The 15624-nt window shown below is 69.4% G+C and carries 16 protein-coding genes; 10 read left to right on the forward strand and 6 right to left on the reverse strand.

Annotation, left to right across the window (positions count from 1 at the left end; translation table 11 throughout):
* Nucleotides 1-3: 3 nt before the first annotated feature.
* Entirely contained in the window at nucleotides 4-1281 is a 1278-nt protein-coding gene (locus tag ABS642_RS17045; RefSeq protein ID WP_350351050.1) for an Nramp family divalent metal transporter, read from the reverse strand.
* 179 nt (nucleotides 1282-1460) lie between these two features.
* Between ABS642_RS17045 and ABS642_RS17050 the strand changes: the two genes are divergently transcribed.
* Both ABS642_RS17050 and ABS642_RS17055 read left to right on the forward strand, forming a co-directional pair.
* Nucleotides 1461-2129 (forward strand): TrmH family RNA methyltransferase, encoded by a 669-nt coding sequence (locus ABS642_RS17050; protein ID WP_350351051.1) that lies wholly within the window; start codon nucleotides 1461-1463, stop codon nucleotides 2127-2129.
* A gap of 70 nt (nucleotides 2130-2199) precedes the next feature.
* Nucleotides 2200-2667: a VOC family protein gene (locus ABS642_RS17055; RefSeq protein WP_282215723.1), complete on the forward strand. Its 468-nt coding sequence runs from the start codon at nucleotides 2200-2202 to the stop codon at nucleotides 2665-2667.
* Nucleotides 2668-2685: 18 nt separating this feature from the next.
* Here the strand turns inward: ABS642_RS17055 and ABS642_RS17060 are convergent, their stop codons facing one another.
* Both ABS642_RS17060 and ABS642_RS17065 read right to left on the reverse strand, forming a co-directional pair.
* Complete coding sequence (locus tag ABS642_RS17060; protein WP_350351052.1) at nucleotides 2686-2985, reverse strand: hypothetical protein; 300 nt, start codon at nucleotides 2983-2985, stop codon at nucleotides 2686-2688.
* Between the two features lie 116 nt (nucleotides 2986-3101).
* Nucleotides 3102-4424 carry an MATE family efflux transporter gene (locus ABS642_RS17065; RefSeq protein ID WP_350351053.1) on the reverse strand — a complete coding sequence of 441 codons (1323 nt, stop codon included), beginning with the start codon at nucleotides 4422-4424 and terminating at the stop codon, nucleotides 3102-3104.
* A 49-nt stretch (nucleotides 4425-4473) separates the two neighbouring features.
* On the opposite strand from ABS642_RS17065, the gene ABS642_RS17070 reads away from it, so the two are divergent.
* The 3 genes from ABS642_RS17070 (at nucleotide 4474) to ABS642_RS17080 (ending at nucleotide 8085) form a co-directional block, all read left to right on the forward strand.
* The gene (locus ABS642_RS17070; RefSeq protein ID WP_350351054.1) at nucleotides 4474-5022 is read left to right on the forward strand and encodes a DUF1992 domain-containing protein; all 549 of its coding nucleotides are present in this window, start codon (nucleotides 4474-4476) and stop codon (nucleotides 5020-5022) included.
* A gap of 25 nt (nucleotides 5023-5047) precedes the next feature.
* Nucleotides 5048-7030, forward strand: coding sequence for a M13-type metalloendopeptidase (locus ABS642_RS17075; RefSeq protein ID WP_350351055.1), 1983 nt, complete (start codon nucleotides 5048-5050; stop codon nucleotides 7028-7030).
* Nucleotides 7031-7143: 113 nt separating this feature from the next.
* Complete coding sequence (locus ABS642_RS17080) at nucleotides 7144-8085, forward strand: serine hydrolase (protein WP_350351056.1); 942 nt, start codon at nucleotides 7144-7146, stop codon at nucleotides 8083-8085.
* Nucleotides 8086-8109: 24 nt separating this feature from the next.
* Here the strand turns inward: ABS642_RS17080 and ABS642_RS17085 are convergent, their stop codons facing one another.
* On the reverse strand, nucleotides 8110-9549 hold the full coding sequence (locus tag ABS642_RS17085; protein ID WP_350351057.1) for an MFS transporter: 1440 nt from the start codon (nucleotides 9547-9549) through the stop codon (nucleotides 8110-8112).
* Nucleotides 9550-9610: 61 nt separating this feature from the next.
* Here ABS642_RS17085 and ABS642_RS17090 point away from each other — a divergent pair, with 61 nt between their 5' ends.
* From ABS642_RS17090 to ABS642_RS17100, 3 genes are read left to right on the forward strand one after another with little or no spacing between them, the layout of a single operon-like run.
* Entirely contained in the window at nucleotides 9611-10162 is a 552-nt protein-coding gene (locus ABS642_RS17090; protein ID WP_350351058.1) for an alpha-hydroxy-acid oxidizing protein, read from the forward strand.
* A 44-nt stretch (nucleotides 10163-10206) separates the two neighbouring features.
* A complete protein-coding gene (locus ABS642_RS17095) occupies nucleotides 10207-10971 on the forward strand; it encodes an alpha-hydroxy-acid oxidizing protein (protein WP_350353457.1) in 765 nt (254 codons plus the stop codon).
* Nucleotides 10972-11020: 49 nt separating this feature from the next.
* Nucleotides 11021-11710 carry a GNAT family N-acetyltransferase gene (locus tag ABS642_RS17100; RefSeq protein WP_350351059.1) on the forward strand — a complete coding sequence of 230 codons (690 nt, stop codon included), beginning with the start codon at nucleotides 11021-11023 and terminating at the stop codon, nucleotides 11708-11710.
* Nucleotides 11711-11720: 10 nt separating this feature from the next.
* Here ABS642_RS17100 and ABS642_RS17105 read toward each other — a convergent pair whose 3' ends face one another.
* Nucleotides 11721-12134, reverse strand: coding sequence for a VOC family protein (locus tag ABS642_RS17105; protein WP_350351060.1), 414 nt, complete (start codon nucleotides 12132-12134; stop codon nucleotides 11721-11723).
* Nucleotides 12134-13603, reverse strand: coding sequence for a peptide MFS transporter (locus tag ABS642_RS17110; protein ID WP_350351061.1), 1470 nt, complete (start codon nucleotides 13601-13603; stop codon nucleotides 12134-12136). The genes ABS642_RS17105 and ABS642_RS17110 overlap by 1 nt, the downstream gene beginning before the upstream one ends.
* Before the next feature lie 125 nt (nucleotides 13604-13728).
* On the opposite strand from ABS642_RS17110, the gene ABS642_RS17115 reads away from it, so the two are divergent.
* Both ABS642_RS17115 and ABS642_RS17120 read left to right on the forward strand, forming a co-directional pair.
* Complete coding sequence (locus ABS642_RS17115; RefSeq protein ID WP_282215734.1) at nucleotides 13729-15114, forward strand: glycine--tRNA ligase; 1386 nt, start codon at nucleotides 13729-13731, stop codon at nucleotides 15112-15114.
* Between the two features lie 22 nt (nucleotides 15115-15136).
* Nucleotides 15137-15619 (forward strand): hypothetical protein, encoded by a 483-nt coding sequence (locus ABS642_RS17120; RefSeq protein ID WP_350351062.1) that lies wholly within the window; start codon nucleotides 15137-15139, stop codon nucleotides 15617-15619.
* Nucleotides 15620-15624 lie beyond the last annotated feature (5 nt).

The following is a 15624-nucleotide window of genomic DNA, read 5'->3' on the forward strand; positions in this document are numbered from 1 at the left end:
TTCTCAAGCGCCGGTGAGCACCAGCCAGAGCAGCGCGCCGTTCAGCGCGATCAGCAGGACGGATGCCACGATGCCGGCTGCCGTCGTCCACACCCTGTTGGCCCAGGCGCCGAGGGTGCGGCGCTGCGCCGTGAGCGCCACCAGGGGGATGAGCGCGAACGGGATGCCGAACGACAGCACCACCTGGCTGAGGACGAGGGCGAGGGTCGGATCCACGCCGATCCCGAGGATCACGAGCGCCGGGATCAGGGTCACCAGACGGCGGGCGAGCAGGGGGATGCGCACGTGGAGCAGGCCGTGCATGATCTCGGCGCCCGCGTACGCGCCGACCGAGGTCGATGCCAGGCCGGAGGCGAGCAGGCCCACGGCGAAGAAGGTGGCGACGACGGGACCGAGACCGGCGGCGAGGGCCGCGTGCGCGCCCTCCAGCGAATCGGTGCCCTCGACACCGGCGAGGTTCGCCGCGGCCAGCAGCAGGATGCCGAGGTTCACGGAGCCCGCGATGACCATGGCGATCGAGACGTCCCAGCGGGTCGCGGTGAGGAGGCGGCGGATGCGCGAGGTCTCGGTGCGCACCGCTTCGTCGCCCGCGTGCGCGGTCGTCGCGCCGAAGCGGTCGCGGGCGAGGGAGGAGTGCGCGTAGATCGCGTGCGGCATGATCGTCGCGCCCAGGATGGATGCCGCGAGCAGCACGGATCCCGTCCCCTCGAAGCGGGGCACGAGGCCGCCGACGACGCCCGCGGGGTCCGGCGGGGCCACGAAGACACCCGCCACGAAGCCCACCGTGATGATGACCATCAGCCCGATGATCACGAACTCGAAGGGGCGCGCGCCGCGACGGCTCTGCACGGCCAGCAGGATCATCGACACGGCACCCGTGATGACGCCGCCCAGCAGCAGCGGGATGTCGAAGAGCAGGTACAGCGCGACCGCGCCGCCGATGACCTCGGCGAGGTCTGTCGCCATTGCCACCAGCTCGGCCTGCAGCCAGTACGCGCGACGGGCCCACGGTCGCCGCAGCCGGGTTCCCAGCACCTCGGGCAGGCTCTGGCCCGTGACGACGCCGAGTTTCGCGGAGAGGTACTGGATCAGCCAGGCCATCACGTTGCCGGCGACCACGACCCAAACCAGGAGGTAGCCGTACTGGGCGCCCGCCGTCATGTTGCTCGCGACGTTGCCGGGGTCGAGGTACGCGACGCCCGCGACGAGGGCGGGACCGAGGAGCCACAGGCTGCGGGGCGCGGTGGTGCGGGGAGCGGTGCGGACGGACGGTGTCAGCACTGACGGAGGAGTTTTAGGCACACCGAAACCATAGCGTGTTTTCGGTGTGCCTAAAAGTGGGAACGGTGCCTATCTGGGTTCACTTGTCGGGCGACACGCCAGATGTCGGACCGAATCGGCGATGGCGTCCGACATCTGGCGTTTCGGCCGACATCTGTAGCGGCGGATAGCCTGGCGTGATGGATGAGCAGACGGCCGCACCGGATGCCGAACCGACCTCGCACACCGGTTCGGTGGCGCAGCCCGGGTACGGCGTCGGACCCTGGCCGGGTGGGCCGGATGCCTGGCCGGTCGACGACCACTACGACCCCGACCTGCTGGCGGCGGGGGACACCCGCAACGTCATCGACCGCTACCGCTACTGGCGCATGGAGGCGATCGTCGCGGATCTCGACACCCAGCGGCATCCGTTCCACGTCGCGATCGAGAACTGGCAGCACGATATGAACATCGGCTCGATCGTGCGCAGCGCCAATGCGTTCCTCGCCGACACCGTGCACATCATCGGTCGCCGCCGGTGGAACAAGCGCGGCGCCATGGTCACGGACCGCTACCAGCACGTCGTGCACCATGAGGACGTCGAGACGTTCGCGGCGTGGGCCGCCGAGCAGGGCATCCCGATCATCGCGGTCGACAACGTCGAGGGGGCGGTGCCGGTGGATCGCGCCGACCTTCCGCAGACGTGCGTGCTGCTGTTCGGTCAGGAGGGACCCGGACTGTCGGCGGAGGCGCTCGCCGCGGCATCCGCCCATATCGAGATCACGCAGTACGGCTCGACGCGCTCGATCAACGCCAGTGCAGCGGCGGCCGTGATCATGTACGAGTGGTGCCGGAGATACGCCGACTGATCGCGTGGCGGAACCCCCTCGACACGCGGTGCCCGCGGGCGTAGCGTGAGTGCCGATCGAGGAGGCCGACGTGGCAGGTCCTACACCCATCCGTCCGTATCTCTGGTTCCACGACTCCGCGCAGGAGGCGATGGAGTACTACGTCTCGGTGTTCCCGAACTCGTCGATCGACCAGGTGACGCTCTACCCCGACGAGAACCTCAGCGAGCACTTCGAGGGCATGGGCGGGAAGGTCATCAACGGCGAGTTCACCCTGAACGGCACGCGGTTCGGCTGCATCGACGGGGGACCCGTCTTCACGTTCAACGAGGCCGTCTCCTTCGTGATCGAGTGCGCCGACCAGGCCGAGATCGACCACTACTGGCAGGCGCTGTCCGCGGTGCCGGAGGCGGAGGCGTGCGGGTGGTGCAAGGACCGGTTCGGCGTGAGCTGGCAGGTGGTCCCGGCCGGACTCGATCTGCTGCAGCAGCGTCCGGAGCAGATCCAGGCGCTCATGCACATGAAGAAGATCGTGATCTCGGAGCTGGAGATCGCCTGACTCGCTTCGGGTGGTCGCTCATCCGCGATCGATGCCGAAGAGGTGGCGATAGATCGCGTTGACGTCGCGGTCCAGGTGATCGATGCGTGCGTGCACGGCCTTGATCTCCGTCCGCACCGCGGCGAACTCGCTTCTGAACTCCGTTCGCACATTTGCGAACTCGGTCCGCACGCCCGCGAACTCGCTCTTGAACTCTTTCCTCACGCCGTCGAACCCGTTCTGCATCATGCGCACGAACATGGTCGACATCAGCGTGATCGTGCCGAACATCCCTGCGGCGAAGACGCCGATCAGCGTCCAGATCTGTGGTTCATTCATCCCCAGCATCCCCCCATTGTGACTCCCGTGATTCGAGGATGCCAGGGGCCGGAAGCGCTGTATATCGCGGAGCCGGAGGCTGTGAATAACCCGGTTTCAGCCGCTCCGGTGCAGTACTAGACGGTGGCGGCGAGCCAGCGTCCTGACCGCACGCGCCAACCCAGCGTCGCGAGCCGCGCCAGCAGATACACGCCGAAGAACGCGAGCGCGAGCCAGACGAGGCCGGCACGGCCATCGACGCCGACCGCGGCGATGATCCACAGCGCGGGCAGGAACGGCACGAGGTTCAGCGCGCCGGCGATCGCGAGGTACCGCGCGTCGTTCGCCCCCATCAGCACGCCGTCGAGCACGAACACGATTCCGGCGACGGGCTGTGCGGCGGCCAGCAGGATGAGCGCCGGCTGCACGAGCGCCGCGATCTCCGGGTCGCCGGTGAAGACGATGCCGAGCACGCCCGAGGTCGCGGCGATCAGCGCGCCGACGGCGAGGCCGAACCACGCACCCCAGGCCACGGTGCGGCCGAGCACGCGGTGCACCTGCTTCTCGTCGCCGGCGCCGAGCTCCTTGCCGATCAGCGCCTGGGCGGCGATCGCGAGCGCATCGAGCGCGAAGGCCGCGGCCGAGAAGATCGTGAAGACGATCTGCCAGCCGGCGAGCTCCTCTGTCCCGATGCCCGTGGCGACGGCGACCGTCGCGAGGAGGGCGACGCGCAGGCTCACGGTGCGCAGGAACAGCCAGCCGCCCGAGGTGGCGGTGCTGCGCATGCCTGCCCGCTGCGCGCGGAGAGACGCGCTGTGCCGGGTGGCGAGCCGACGCACCACCAGCACATACGCGGCGACCATGCCCCACTGCGCGGCCACGGTGCCCGCGGCGGATCCGGCGATGCCCCACCCGAGTCCGTAGATGAAGAGCCAGTTGAGGAGCGCGTTGGCACCGAAGCCGAGCCCGGCGATCCACAGCGGCGTCACGGTGTCCTGCATCCCGCGCAGCAGACCCGTCGCGGCGAACACGATCAGCATCGCCGGCAGCCCCCACATCGAGATGACGAGGTAGGCGTTCGCCTGTTCGGCGACCGCTTCCCCCGCTCCGAACAGTGAGACGAGCCACGGCGACGCGACGGTGCCGACGACCGCGAGCGCCGCACCCAGCGCGAGAGCGAGCCACATCCCGTTCACGCCCACCGTCACGGCTTCGCCCGGCCGTCCGGCACCGAAGCGACGAGCGACCGCCGGGGTGGTCGAGTAGGCGAGGAAGACCATCAGACCGACGATCGTCTGCAGCACGGCACCGGCGATGCCGAGTCCGGCGAGCGGCGTCGTGCCCAGGTGCCCGACCAGAGCCGCGTCGACGATGAGGAAGGCGGGCTCCGCGATCAGCGCGCCCAGCGCGGGAACGGCGAGCCGCAGGATCTCTCGGTTGAGGGAGGGGCGCGCGGTCATCCTCCGAGCTTAGGGTGGGGAGGGAACGCGGATGCTGCGGAGGTGCATCATGACGGATCCACGCGAGAGTGCGGCGCGATATCGGGCGCGGCAGCAGCAGGGCTCGACGGATGACGACGACGAGGGCGTCGCCCCGGGCGCCGCGGCCGCCGTCGATCGGGCGGCCTTCATCGAGACCGCGATCCAGGTGGCGATCCGCCGCGGCGAGTTCGACGACCTGCCGGGTGCCGGCAAGCCGCTGGAGGGCCTCGGCACCCACCACGACCCGGACTGGTGGATCCGCCGCAAGATCGAGACCGAGAACCTCACCGGGCTCGGCCCACCCGCCATCCTGCTGCGCAATGAGGACCGCGAACTCGACGATCAGCTCGACCTGCTCGGTCGGGAGTCCGACGTGCGCGATGTGCTGGCCGACTTCAACCGGCGTGTGATCGAGGCGCGGCGCCAACTCCAGGGCGGGCCGCCGGTCGTCACGGCGCCGCGCGACATCGACGCGGCGGTGGCGGCCTGGCGCGAGCGCCGCGCCGCCCGGCCCGCGGCAGCCGCCCCCGAGCCGGAGCGTCGCCGCCGTCGCTGGGGGATACGCAGGGCCGAATGACGGAGGCTCGTCATAGGCTGTTCGCATGACTGACGTTCTTCCCGTGGGCCTCGCCCTTGACGAGTTCAGCTCCGACATCCGCCCGCAGGACGACCTGTACCGCCACGTGAACGGCGCCTGGCTCGCTCGCACCGAGATCCCGGGCGACAAGGCCCGCTGGGGTTCCTTCCACCTGCTCGCGGAGCAGGCCGAGAAAGACGTCAGGACGATCATCGAGGAGTCGCAGGATGCCGAGGACGGCACCCTCGCCCGCAAGATCGGCGACCTCTTCGCGAGCTTCATGGACACCGCGCGCATCGAGGCGGCCGGCACGGCTCCGCTCGCCGACACGCTCGCCGAGATCGACGCGATCGACAGCATCCCCTCGTTCCTGCGCACGGTCGGCACCTACGACCGCGACGGTCGCGCGCACCTGATCGGGTTCTACGTCGACGGCGACCCGGGCGACCCGGAGCGCTACGTGCCCGTCATCGTGCAGTCGGGCCTGTCGCTCCCCGACGAGAGCTACTTCCGCCTCGCCACGTTCGAGGAGACGAGGGCCAAGTACCGCACGCACCTCGAGCGTCTGCTCGCGCTCGCCGGAATCGCGGACGCCGCCGCCGAGGCCGACCGCGCGATCACGCTCGAGACCGAGCTGGCCGGCCACCACTGGGACAACGTGAAGAGCCGCGACGCGGTCGCGACCTACAACCTGAAGAACTGGACCGAGATCCAGGAGCTCGCCGGCGTCGACCTCGCCCCCTGGCGCGAGGCGGTCGCCCCGTCCAACCCGCGAGCCTTCGACGAGGCCGTCGTCTCCCAGCCGAGCTACCTCGAGGGCCTCGGCACGCTTCTCACCGCCGAGCGCCTCGACGACTGGAAGGCGTGGCTGCGCGCGCAGGTCGTGCATGCCGCGGCCCCGTACCTGACCGACGACTTCGTGCAGGAGAACTTCTCGTTCTACGGGACCGAGCTCACCGGCGTCCCGACGATCCGCGAGCGCTGGAAGCGCGGCGTCTCGGTGACCGAGGGCGCCCTTAGTGAGGCGATCGGCAAGGTCTACGTCGAGCGCCACTACCCGCCGACGGCGAAGGCCGCGATGGACGAACTCGTCGCGAACCTCATCGAGGCGTACCGGCAGAGCATCACGGACCTCGAGTGGATGACCGCCGAGACGCGCGAGCGCGCGCTGGCCAAGCTCGACTCCTTCACCCCCAAGATCGGCCACCCGGCCGTGTGGCGCGACTACTCGAGCCTCACGATCGATCGGGACGACCTGTTCGGCAATGTCCGCCGCGCGGCGATCTTCGAGCACGACCGCCACGTCGACAAGGTCGGGAAGCCGATCGACCGCGACGAGTGGCACATGCCGCCGCAGATGGTGAACGCGTACTACAACCCCTCGATGAACGAGATCGTGTTCCCCGCCGCGATCCTCCAGTACCCGTTCTTCGACGCAGGGCGAGACGCCGCGGCGAACTACGGCGGCATCGGCGCGGTCATCGGCCACGAGATCGGCCACGGCTTCGACGATCAGGGCAGCCGTTACGACGGTTCCGGGCGGCTCCAGGACTGGTGGACGGATGCCGATCGTGCGGCGTTCGAAGAGCGCACCAAGGCGCTCATCGCGCAGTACGACGAGCTCGTGCCCGAGGGGCTCGACGCGGAGCATCACGTCAACGGCGCCCTGACGATCGGTGAGAACATCGGCGACCTCGGCGGCCTGGGCATCGCGCTGAAGGCCTATGAGCTGTCGCTCGACCCTTCGTCGGGCTCAGGGACCGTTGAAGGGCCCGTGATCGACGGGCTCACGGGCGTGCAGCGCCTGCTGCTCTCCTGGGCGCAGGTCTGGCAGCAGAAGAGTCGCGACGCCGAGACCCTGCGGCTCCTCACGATCGACCCGCACTCGCCGAACGAGTTCCGCTGCAACCAGATCGTGCGCAACATCGACGCCTTCTACGCCGCATTCGACGTGAGCGACGCCGATGCCCTCTGGCTGCCGCAGGAGTCCCGGGTGACCATCTGGTGACCGATCACCGCAGTCTGTGACGATCTTCCCGGCGGCGGGGTTACGATATCCCTGCCGCTGGGGAGCGCATCCTCTCGGTATCCCGCAATCCCCATCCCCCCTAAGGATCACGCGTGGGCGCTCCCGAGCCTTTCGAAGGGTTCCGCAACTCCTCGGCCCCGGCCTCAGCCGGTGGACGCCGCTCGCAGCGCGCCAGCAGGCGCCTCCCGCGCCGGGCCGCCGTCGGGCGCCGCTCGTTCACCTCGACCCTGCGGTCGCTGGAGGAGCTGGCGGATGCCGGGGCGCAGGTCTCGGTGCATGTCGTCGACCTCGACAACCATGTGCACGTGCTCTCCGGCGACGACCATGTCACCATGCCGGTCGCGGGACTCGGCGTGGTGCCGCTGCTGATCGAGGTCGCGGCAGGCTTCGAGAACGGCACGCTGGATCCGCTCGAGATCGTCGACCGGACGGTCGTGGAAGCTGTGGAGACGTCGGGGCTGTGGCGGAACCTGCATGCACCCGCGCTGCCCCTCGAAGATCTCGCCGTGCTGGCCGCGACCGCCGGCGACCCGATCGCGGTGAACGCGCTGCTGCAGCGGGTCGGCCACGACCGTGTGCGTCAGCGCATCGAGTCGCTCGGGCTGCGCCGCACCGCTCTCCTCGACCGCTTCCGCGACCAGCGCGGACCGGATGACGCTCCTCAGGTCGCCGTGGGGTCGGCCCGTGAATTCGCCGGTCTCTTCTCAGCGCTCGTGAACTCGCAGGTCGTCGACGCCGCCGTCAGCGCGCAGGTCTCGGAATGGCTCAGCCTCAACCAGGATCTGAGCCTCGTGGCGGCATCCACGGGTCTCGACCCGTTCGCGCACGACCACGATGCGCACGGTCTGCTCTTCATCAACAAGACGGGCCGCGACCGCGGCGTGCGCGCCGAGGCCGGCGTGCTCGCAGGCCCGCGCGCCGGCATCGCCTACTCGCTCATCGTCTGCTTCGACGATCTCTCCATCACGCACCGCCTGCGCGCCCATGACGCGTTCCGGGTGCTCGGCGTCGAGCTCATGGAGTACACGCACTGAGAGCGGTCGCTCTCGGCCGGAGCATCAGCTCGGCAGCGACGGATGCTGCTCGGCGCTGCGCTGGCGCGGGATGAACAGCGACAGCACCACGGCGACGAGGCCTGCGGCGATCGCGAGCCAGAAGCACACGTCGAAGGCGGCGCGCGTGGGCACGGCGACCCCGCCGGCATCCACGCTCATCGCCGCGAGGATCCCGCCCATCACGGCTGACGCGCTGGAGGTGCCGATCGAGCGGAACAGGGCGTTCAGGCCGTTCGAGGCGCCGGTCTCGTTCGCGGGGACCGACCGCATGATGATCATCGGCATGGCCGCGAAGCTGAAGCCGATACCCACGCCGATGAGGATGTTGGCGACGAAGATGTGCCAGACCTCGCTCGACCACAGCAGCACGAACAGGTAGGAGAGCACGATCGCGGTGGCGCCGATCGTGAAGAGCGGGCGGGGACCGACCGTGCGCTCCAGCCGACCGGAGAGCGGCGAGATGACCATCATCACCAGGCCCGCGGGCATCACGATGAGCGAGGCTCCGACCATGTCGAGGCCGAACCCCGAGCTCGAGGCGGGCATCTCGAGCAGCTGTGGGAACGTGATGTTCGATCCGAACAGCGCGAAGCCCATCCCGATCGCGGCGATGTTCGTGAAGAGCACGGCGGGCCGTGCGGCGACCCGCAGGTCGAGCAGCGGGTCCTTCGTGCGCAGCTGGTACCAGCCCCAGACGAGCAGCACGATGACGCCGCCGATGATGCACGCGAGCGTCACGGGTGACGTCCAGCCCCATTCCGCGCCGCGGGAGACGAAGAGGAGGATCCCGGTGAGGCCGATCGCGAGGCCGATCGCTCCGAGCACGTCGAGGCGACCGGGAGAGCGCAGCACGTCCTCCGGGATGACGAACAGCACGAGCGCGAGTCCCACCACGCCGAGCGCGGCGGCGAGCCAGAAGAGCATGTGCCAGTCGGCGTGCTCGGCGAGCAGCGCGGCGACCGGGAGCCCGATCGCGCCGCCGACCCCCATCGTGGCGCTCATCAGCGCGACGGCGGTGCCGAGGCGTGCGGGCGGGAGGACGTCGCGCATGATGGCGATGCCGAGCGGCACGACGCCCGTCACCGCGCCCTGCAGCGCTCGTCCGATGATGACGCCGACGATCGATCCCGAGAGCGCCGCGATGAGGGAGCCCGCGATGAGGAGGGCGAGCAGCACGATCACGACGCGGCGCTTGCCGTACATGTCGCCGAGGCGTCCGGAGATCGGAGTGGCCACGGCGGCGACCAGGAGCGTGATCGTGACGACCCAGGTGGTGTCCTCGCGCGAGGCGTTCAGCAGCTGCGGGAGCTCCGCCTGCAGCGGCACCACGAGCGTGAACATGAACGACGAGCAGAGTCCGGCGAAGGCGAGGACCGCGACGATCGCCCACTTCGGCGGGGTTCTCGAGAGACGTCTTCTGGCCTTGTCCTCGTTCGCACCCACCGACCAAGGCTATCGGCGCTCCCGAGCGGTGGGGTCGAACGGCCGTGACTAACATGTGGTCATGGTCACGAGCAGCGTCGCTCCGGACGATCCCGCCGCCGGCCGCGGCATCTCCCGGCGTACCCAGTCCGACATCTACCGCGCCGGCATCAGCGGAACGAAGCCGGCGGTGCCCGTCGCTTCCGCGGCGCTGGAGTCCGCGGCCCGCAAGGCGCTGAGCGCCGAGGCCTTCGCGTACATCGCGGGCGGGGCGGGCGCCGAGCGCACCATGGCGGCGAACCGCGCGGCCTTCGGGCGGTGGCAGGTGTGGCCGCGTCCGCTGCGCGACGTCTCCGAGCGCGATCTCGGCGTCGACTTCCTCGGCAAGAGGCGTCCGACGCCGCTCCTGCTCGCGCCCCTCGGAGTCATGGAGATGGCGCACGGCGACGCGGATCTCGCTGTGGCCAGGGCAGCGGCATCCGTCGGCGTCCCGTACACGCTCTCGAACCAGGCGTCGTTCCCGATGGAGCAGGTGGCGGATGCTGCGCCGCAGGGCTCCCGCCTGTTCCAGCTGTACTGGTCGGCGTCCGACGACCTGAACCGCTCGCTGCTCGCCCGAGCCGAGGCCTCCTGAACCGCTCGCTGCTCGCCCGAGCCGAGGCCTCGGGCTGCGAGGCGATCGTCGTCACTCTCGACACGCACCTGCTGGGCTGGCGCACGCGCGATCTCGATCTCGCGTACCTGCCGTTCACTCGGGGGATGGGGATCGCCCAGTCCGCGAGCGACCCGGTCTTCCAGCAGCTCGTCCGCGAACGCGCGTCGGTGCCGAAGGCGGATGCCGCAGCCGTGAAGGTCACGCCGAAAGCTGTCGCCGCTGCACTCACGATCGCGAGGAAGGGCGCGCCGCTCACCGGAGGCGGCTCGCTGCGCGACAACCTGCGGTCACCGCTGCCGCGGGCCGCGGTCGAGACCTTCCTCGACGTGTTCTCGACCCCGGCGGTCACCTGGGACGATCTGGCGAAGGCGCGGGAATGGACGAGCCTGCCGATCATCCTCAAGGGCATCGTGCACCCCGACGACGCGCAGAGCGCTCTGGATGCCGGGATGGACGGCATCTGGATCTCCAACCACGGCGGCCGACAGATCGATCAGTCGGTGCCGACGCTCGCGGTGCTGCCCGAGATCGCCGAACGCGTGGCCGGGCGGGTGCCGATCGTCTTCGACTCCGGCGTGCGGGGAGGGGCGGATGCCGCCATCGCCCTCGCGCTGGGTGCCACGGTCGTCGCCCTCGGGCGCCCTTACGCCTACGGCCTCGGCATCGCGGGGGAGACGGGAGTGCGCGAGGTCGTGCGCAACCTGCTCGCCGAACTCGACATCACCCTGGGTCTCGCGGGCCTGACCTCTGTGGCGCAGCTCGATCGGAACGCACTGCGCGAGGTGTGATCGCGGGTTCCGATTCCTCGAACCGGCCGAGGAGGGGCAGACTGGGTTCGTGCGAACCATCCGCGATCTCGACACCGTTGAACTCATCCTCGACGCGCAGGGTCTGCTCGACTCCATCAGGGGTCCGCAGCGCGTCGTCGATGCCGGCACCCTGCGCGCCCTGCAGCAGTCCGGGAACTACGTCGTCGGCTTCTTCGACGGCGAGGGCGACGACGAGCGCATGGTCGGCGCATCCATCGCCTTCTTCGGAGAGCCCGCCCGGCGTGCGATGCACTCGCACATCACCGCGCTGCTGCCCGAGTACCGCGGCCGCGGCTGGGGCCGCGAGCTCAAGGAGCACCAGCGGCAGTGGGCGTTCTCGCGCGACGTCGGCCGCATCACATGGACGTTCGATCCGCTCGTGGCGCGCAACGCGCACTTCTTCTTCTCGGTGCTGGGAGCCAGGGCCACCGGATACTCGGTCAACCGCTACGGCATCTTCGGCGGCGGCGACGCGGGCGACGAGAGCGACCGCCTCGACGTCGAGTGGGCGCTCGCCGACATCGCGAAGCCCCCGGCATCCGACACGGTCGTCCAGACCCTCGAGATCCCCGCGGACATCGAGTCGCTGCGCGTCTCCGACCCCGACGCCGCCCACGAATGGCGCATGCGTCTGCGGGGCGAGATGGAAGGGCTGCTCGGTCGCGGCCTCCGCATCGCCGGGTTCGACGTCGAGCGGGGCTACCTCTTCACCGAGTGACGCAGGGCTCTCAGCGCGGAGGCAGCACGAAGTCTCCGGTTTCGCCCGGATTCACCGCGATCTCCCAACGGAATCCGTCGGGATCGCTGAAATAGCCCGAGTAGCCGCCCCACTCGCGGCGCTGCGCAGAGACGACCGGTGCGCCCAGCTGCGCGGCTTCGGACAGCACGGCATCCACCTCGGCGGGCGTCGCGAGGTTGTGCGCGAGGGTGATCGGCGCGACCCCGGATGCCGGAGCTTCACCGATCTCGGCCGTGAACCCCTCGATCGACCACAGGGACAGGATCATCCGGTCGGCGACCGGGAACATGATCACGTCGTCCCCGGAGAAGATCGGCTCCCAGCCGAGACCGTCGACGTAGAACTCGCGACTGCGTGCCAGATCCGAGACGGCGAGGGTGAGGAAGCTCATGCGCTGTTCCATCAGCGCACGCCCTTCATGAGCTTCAGGACCGGCTTCACGGCCAGCAGCAGGCCGACGCCGACGACGATGGCGATGACGCCGAGGATCGAGAAGTACGGCACCTCGTTCTCCGGGTCGTAGAAGGCCACGAGCTGCCCGGAGATCGCGGTGCCCAGCGCGACCGAGAGGAAGAACAGGGCCACCATCTGCGTCTGGAACACGGCCGGAGCGAGCTTCGTGCTCGCCGACAGCCCGACGGGCGAGAGCAGCAGCTCGGCGACGGTGAACACGAACAGGATGCCGACGATCGCCAGCACCGGTGTGGTGTTCTCTCCTCCGCCCGCGAACGGGAGGAACAGCAGGAATGCCGAGCCCATGATGATCGCGGCGAGACCGAACTTCACCGGCGTCGAGGGCTGGCGCTTGCCCAGCCTGGTCCACAGGGCGGCGAAGACGCCGGACAGGATGATGATGAAGACCGGGTTGATCGACTGCACCCACGAGACCGGCATCTCCCAGCCGAAGGGCGAGCGGTCCAGGCGCTTGTCGGAGTAGATCGTGAGCACCGTGAACTGCTGCTGGTACAGCGACCAGAACGCGACGCTGGTGATGAACAGCGGCAGGAAGCCCCATACGCGCGACCGCTCGGTCGCGTCGATGCGGGGACTGCGCAGGATCACCGTGAAATACGCGATCGCTGCGACGACCGTGACGCCGATGACGATGGGGGCGAGGTTGTCGGCGCGGATGACTCCGAGCAGCACGAGCACCGCGATGAGCACGACGGCGGTGACCGCGATCACGACGACGAGACGGTAGCGCGACGAGGGCAGCGGGTTCGGCACCACACGTGCGGCTGCCGGCAGGGACCGGCGGCCGAACGAGTACTGCACCAGGCCGAGGGTCATTCCGACAGCCGCCAGACCGAAGCCCCAGTGGAAGCCCAGGGTCGACTGCAGGATGCCGGTCAGGATGGGGCCGAGGAAGCCGCCGAGGTTGATCCCGAGGTAGAACAGCGAGAAGCCGGCGTCGCGCCGGGTGTCGTCCGGCGCGTAGAGCGTTCCGACGACCGAGGTGGCGTTCGCCTTGAGCCCACCGGAGCCGAGGGCGACGAGCACCAGGCCGACGCCGACGCCGAGGACGCCGGGGATCAGCGCGAGTGCGATGTGACCGGCGACGATCACGATGGCGCTGACGAACAGCACGCGCTCGGAACCGAACAGTCGATCCGCGAGCCAGGCGCCGAGGATGGTGGCGAGGTAGACCGATCCGCCGTAGGCGCCGACGATGCCACCGGCCACGGCTTCGGGGATGCCGAGTCCGCCCTGTGTGGCGGAGTAGTAGAGGTAGATGAGCAGGATGCCCTGCATGCCGTAGAAGCTGAACCGCTCCCACATCTCCACGCCGAAGATGTGGACCAGCGACCAGGGTTGTCCGAAGAATCGGGTGTCGTCGTCGCGGGTCCGACCGGTCGGCTGCGCAGTGCTCATCCCAAGACGGTACCCTTCGACGGGCTCAGGGACCCAGTTCTCGGCCGAGGGACCCCGCATCGTGGCGGATAGAATGGAGGTGCCCGTGCTCACGGGTTCTCCCGCTTCCGACCATTGGAGCCACCATGGCCGAACAGTCCCGCCTCGAAAAGGTCATCGCCCTCGCCCGCCACCGCGGGTTCGTGTTCCAGGCCGGTGAGATCTACGGCGGCTCCCGTTCTGCGTGGGACTACGGCCCCCTCGGCACCGAGCTCAAGGAGAACATCCGTCGGCAGTGGTGGCAGACGTTCGTTCGCGGTCGCGGCGACATGGTCGGCCTCGACTCCTCGATCATCCTCCCCAAGCGCGTATGGGAGGCGTCGGGTCACGTCGCGACCTTCACCGACCCGCTGGTCGAGTGCCTGCAGTGCCACAAGCGCTTCCGTGCCGACAACCTCATCGAGGACTTCGAGGCGCGCAAGGGCCGCAAGGCCGAGAACGGCCTCGCCGACATCCCGTGCCCCAACTGCGGCACGAAGGGCCAGTACACCGAGCCCAAGGCCTTCTCCGGTCTCGTGAAGACGTACCTCGGCGTCGTGGACGACGAGTCCGGCATGTACTTCCTGCGCCCCGAGACCGCGCAGGGCATCTTCGTGAACTTCTCGAACGTGCTCACCGCGAGCCGCAAGAAGCCGCCGTTCGGCATCGGCCAGGTCGGCAAGGCGTTCCGCAACGAGATCACTCCCGGCAACTTCATCTTCCGCACCCGCGAGTTCGAGCAGATGGAGATCGAGTTCTTCACGCCGCCCGCCGATGCGCAGCAGTGGTTCGAGCACTGGGTCGAGGCGTGCTGGAACTGGTTCATCGATCTGGGCATCGACCCCGAGAACATGCGTCAGTTCGACGTGCCGGAGGACGACCGCGCGCACTACTCCGCCGGCACCATCGACGTCGAGTACAAGTTCGGCTTCACCGGCAAGGAGTGGGGCGAGCTCATGGGCGTCGCCAACCGCACCGACTACGACCTGTCGAGCCACAGCGAGGCATCCGGCACGAGCCTGACGTACTTCGACCAGGCCACGGGCGAGCGCTACACCCCGTACGTGATCGAGCCGTCGTTCGGCCTCACGCGCGCCATGATGGCGTTCCTCGTCGACGCGTACCGCGAGGAGGAGGTGCCGAACGCGAAGGGCGGCTCCGACGTGCGCACCGTGCTGAAGCTCGACCCGCGCCTCGCCCCCGTCAAGGCCGCGGTGCTGCCGCTGTCGCGCAACGAGCGGCTCTCGCCGCTCGCGCGTGAGGTCGCGGACACCCTCCGCAGCTCGTGGGCGGTCGACTTCGACGACGCCGGCGCCATCGGTCGCCGCTACCGCCGCCAGGACGAGATCGGCACGCCGTTCTGTGTCACGGTCGACTTCGACTCGCTCGACGACCACGCCGTCACCGTGCGCGACCGCGACACGATGGCGCAGGAGCGCGTCTCGATCGACGGCCTGCACGCCTACCTCGCGGAGCGTCTCAAGGGCGCCTGATCGCCGCCGCTATGCTGGCGGCATGATCGAGGAGTGGAGCGAGTTCAACGTCGCGATGGCGGGTGCGACGGCCGCCCTGGTGGGTCTCGTGATCGTCGCCTCGAGCGTGAACATCGGCGAGATCATCAAGTCGCGCACGCTCACCGCACGACTGCTGGCAGGTATCGCCGCGCTCGTGCTCGCCCTGGCGGTCTCGGCCATCAGCCTCGTGCCCGGGATCGACCGGTTCTGGTTCGGGGTGGTGACCATCTTCGTGACGGTCCTGGCGGCGATCTTCCAGGCGCACGCGACGCGGCTCATCGCGACCGACCCCGACCCCGCCGATCAGGCCCGCCCGCTCAAGTACCTGGTGGGCTTCCTGCCGCTGTTCGCCTACCTCGCCGCCGGCGCGCTGGTCTGGGCCGGACACCCCGCGGGGCTGTACCTCGCCGCGGCCGGCTGCCTGCTGGCGATCGTCTCCGCGATCGTGGTGTCGTGGGTCGCGCTGGTCGAAGTGCTGCGCTGAACCGG

Source organism: Microbacterium sp. A8/3-1 (assembly GCF_040267695.1).
GTDB lineage: Bacteria > Actinomycetota > Actinomycetes > Actinomycetales > Microbacteriaceae > Microbacterium > Microbacterium luteolum.

What these genes read in the sequence shown, in the direction of transcription:
- ABS642_RS17120 (WP_350351062.1), top strand. Translation starts at nt 15,137, where the DNA reads ATGATCGAGGAGTGGAGCGAGTTCAACGTCGCGATGGCGGGTGCGACG.
- ABS642_RS17070 (WP_350351054.1), top strand. Translation starts at nt 4,474, where the DNA reads ATGACGGATCCACGCGAGAGTGCGGCGCGATATCGGGCGCGGCAGCAG.
- ABS642_RS17115 (WP_282215734.1), top strand. Translation starts at nt 13,729, where the DNA reads ATGGCCGAACAGTCCCGCCTCGAAAAGGTCATCGCCCTCGCCCGCCAC.
- ABS642_RS17060 (WP_350351052.1), bottom strand. Translation starts at nt 2,985, where the DNA reads ATGAATGAACCACAGATCTGGACGCTGATCGGCGTCTTCGCCGCAGGG.
- ABS642_RS17090 (WP_350351058.1), top strand. Translation starts at nt 9,611, where the DNA reads ATGGTCACGAGCAGCGTCGCTCCGGACGATCCCGCCGCCGGCCGCGGC.
- ABS642_RS17110 (WP_350351061.1), bottom strand. Translation starts at nt 13,603, where the DNA reads ATGAGCACTGCGCAGCCGACCGGTCGGACCCGCGACGACGACACCCGA.
- ABS642_RS17065 (WP_350351053.1), bottom strand. Translation starts at nt 4,424, where the DNA reads ATGACCGCGCGCCCCTCCCTCAACCGAGAGATCCTGCGGCTCGCCGTT.
- ABS642_RS17105 (WP_350351060.1), bottom strand. Translation starts at nt 12,134, where the DNA reads ATGGAACAGCGCATGAGCTTCCTCACCCTCGCCGTCTCGGATCTGGCA.
- ABS642_RS17050 (WP_350351051.1), top strand. Translation starts at nt 1,461, where the DNA reads ATGGATGAGCAGACGGCCGCACCGGATGCCGAACCGACCTCGCACACC.
- ABS642_RS17075 (WP_350351055.1), top strand. Translation starts at nt 5,048, where the DNA reads ATGACTGACGTTCTTCCCGTGGGCCTCGCCCTTGACGAGTTCAGCTCC.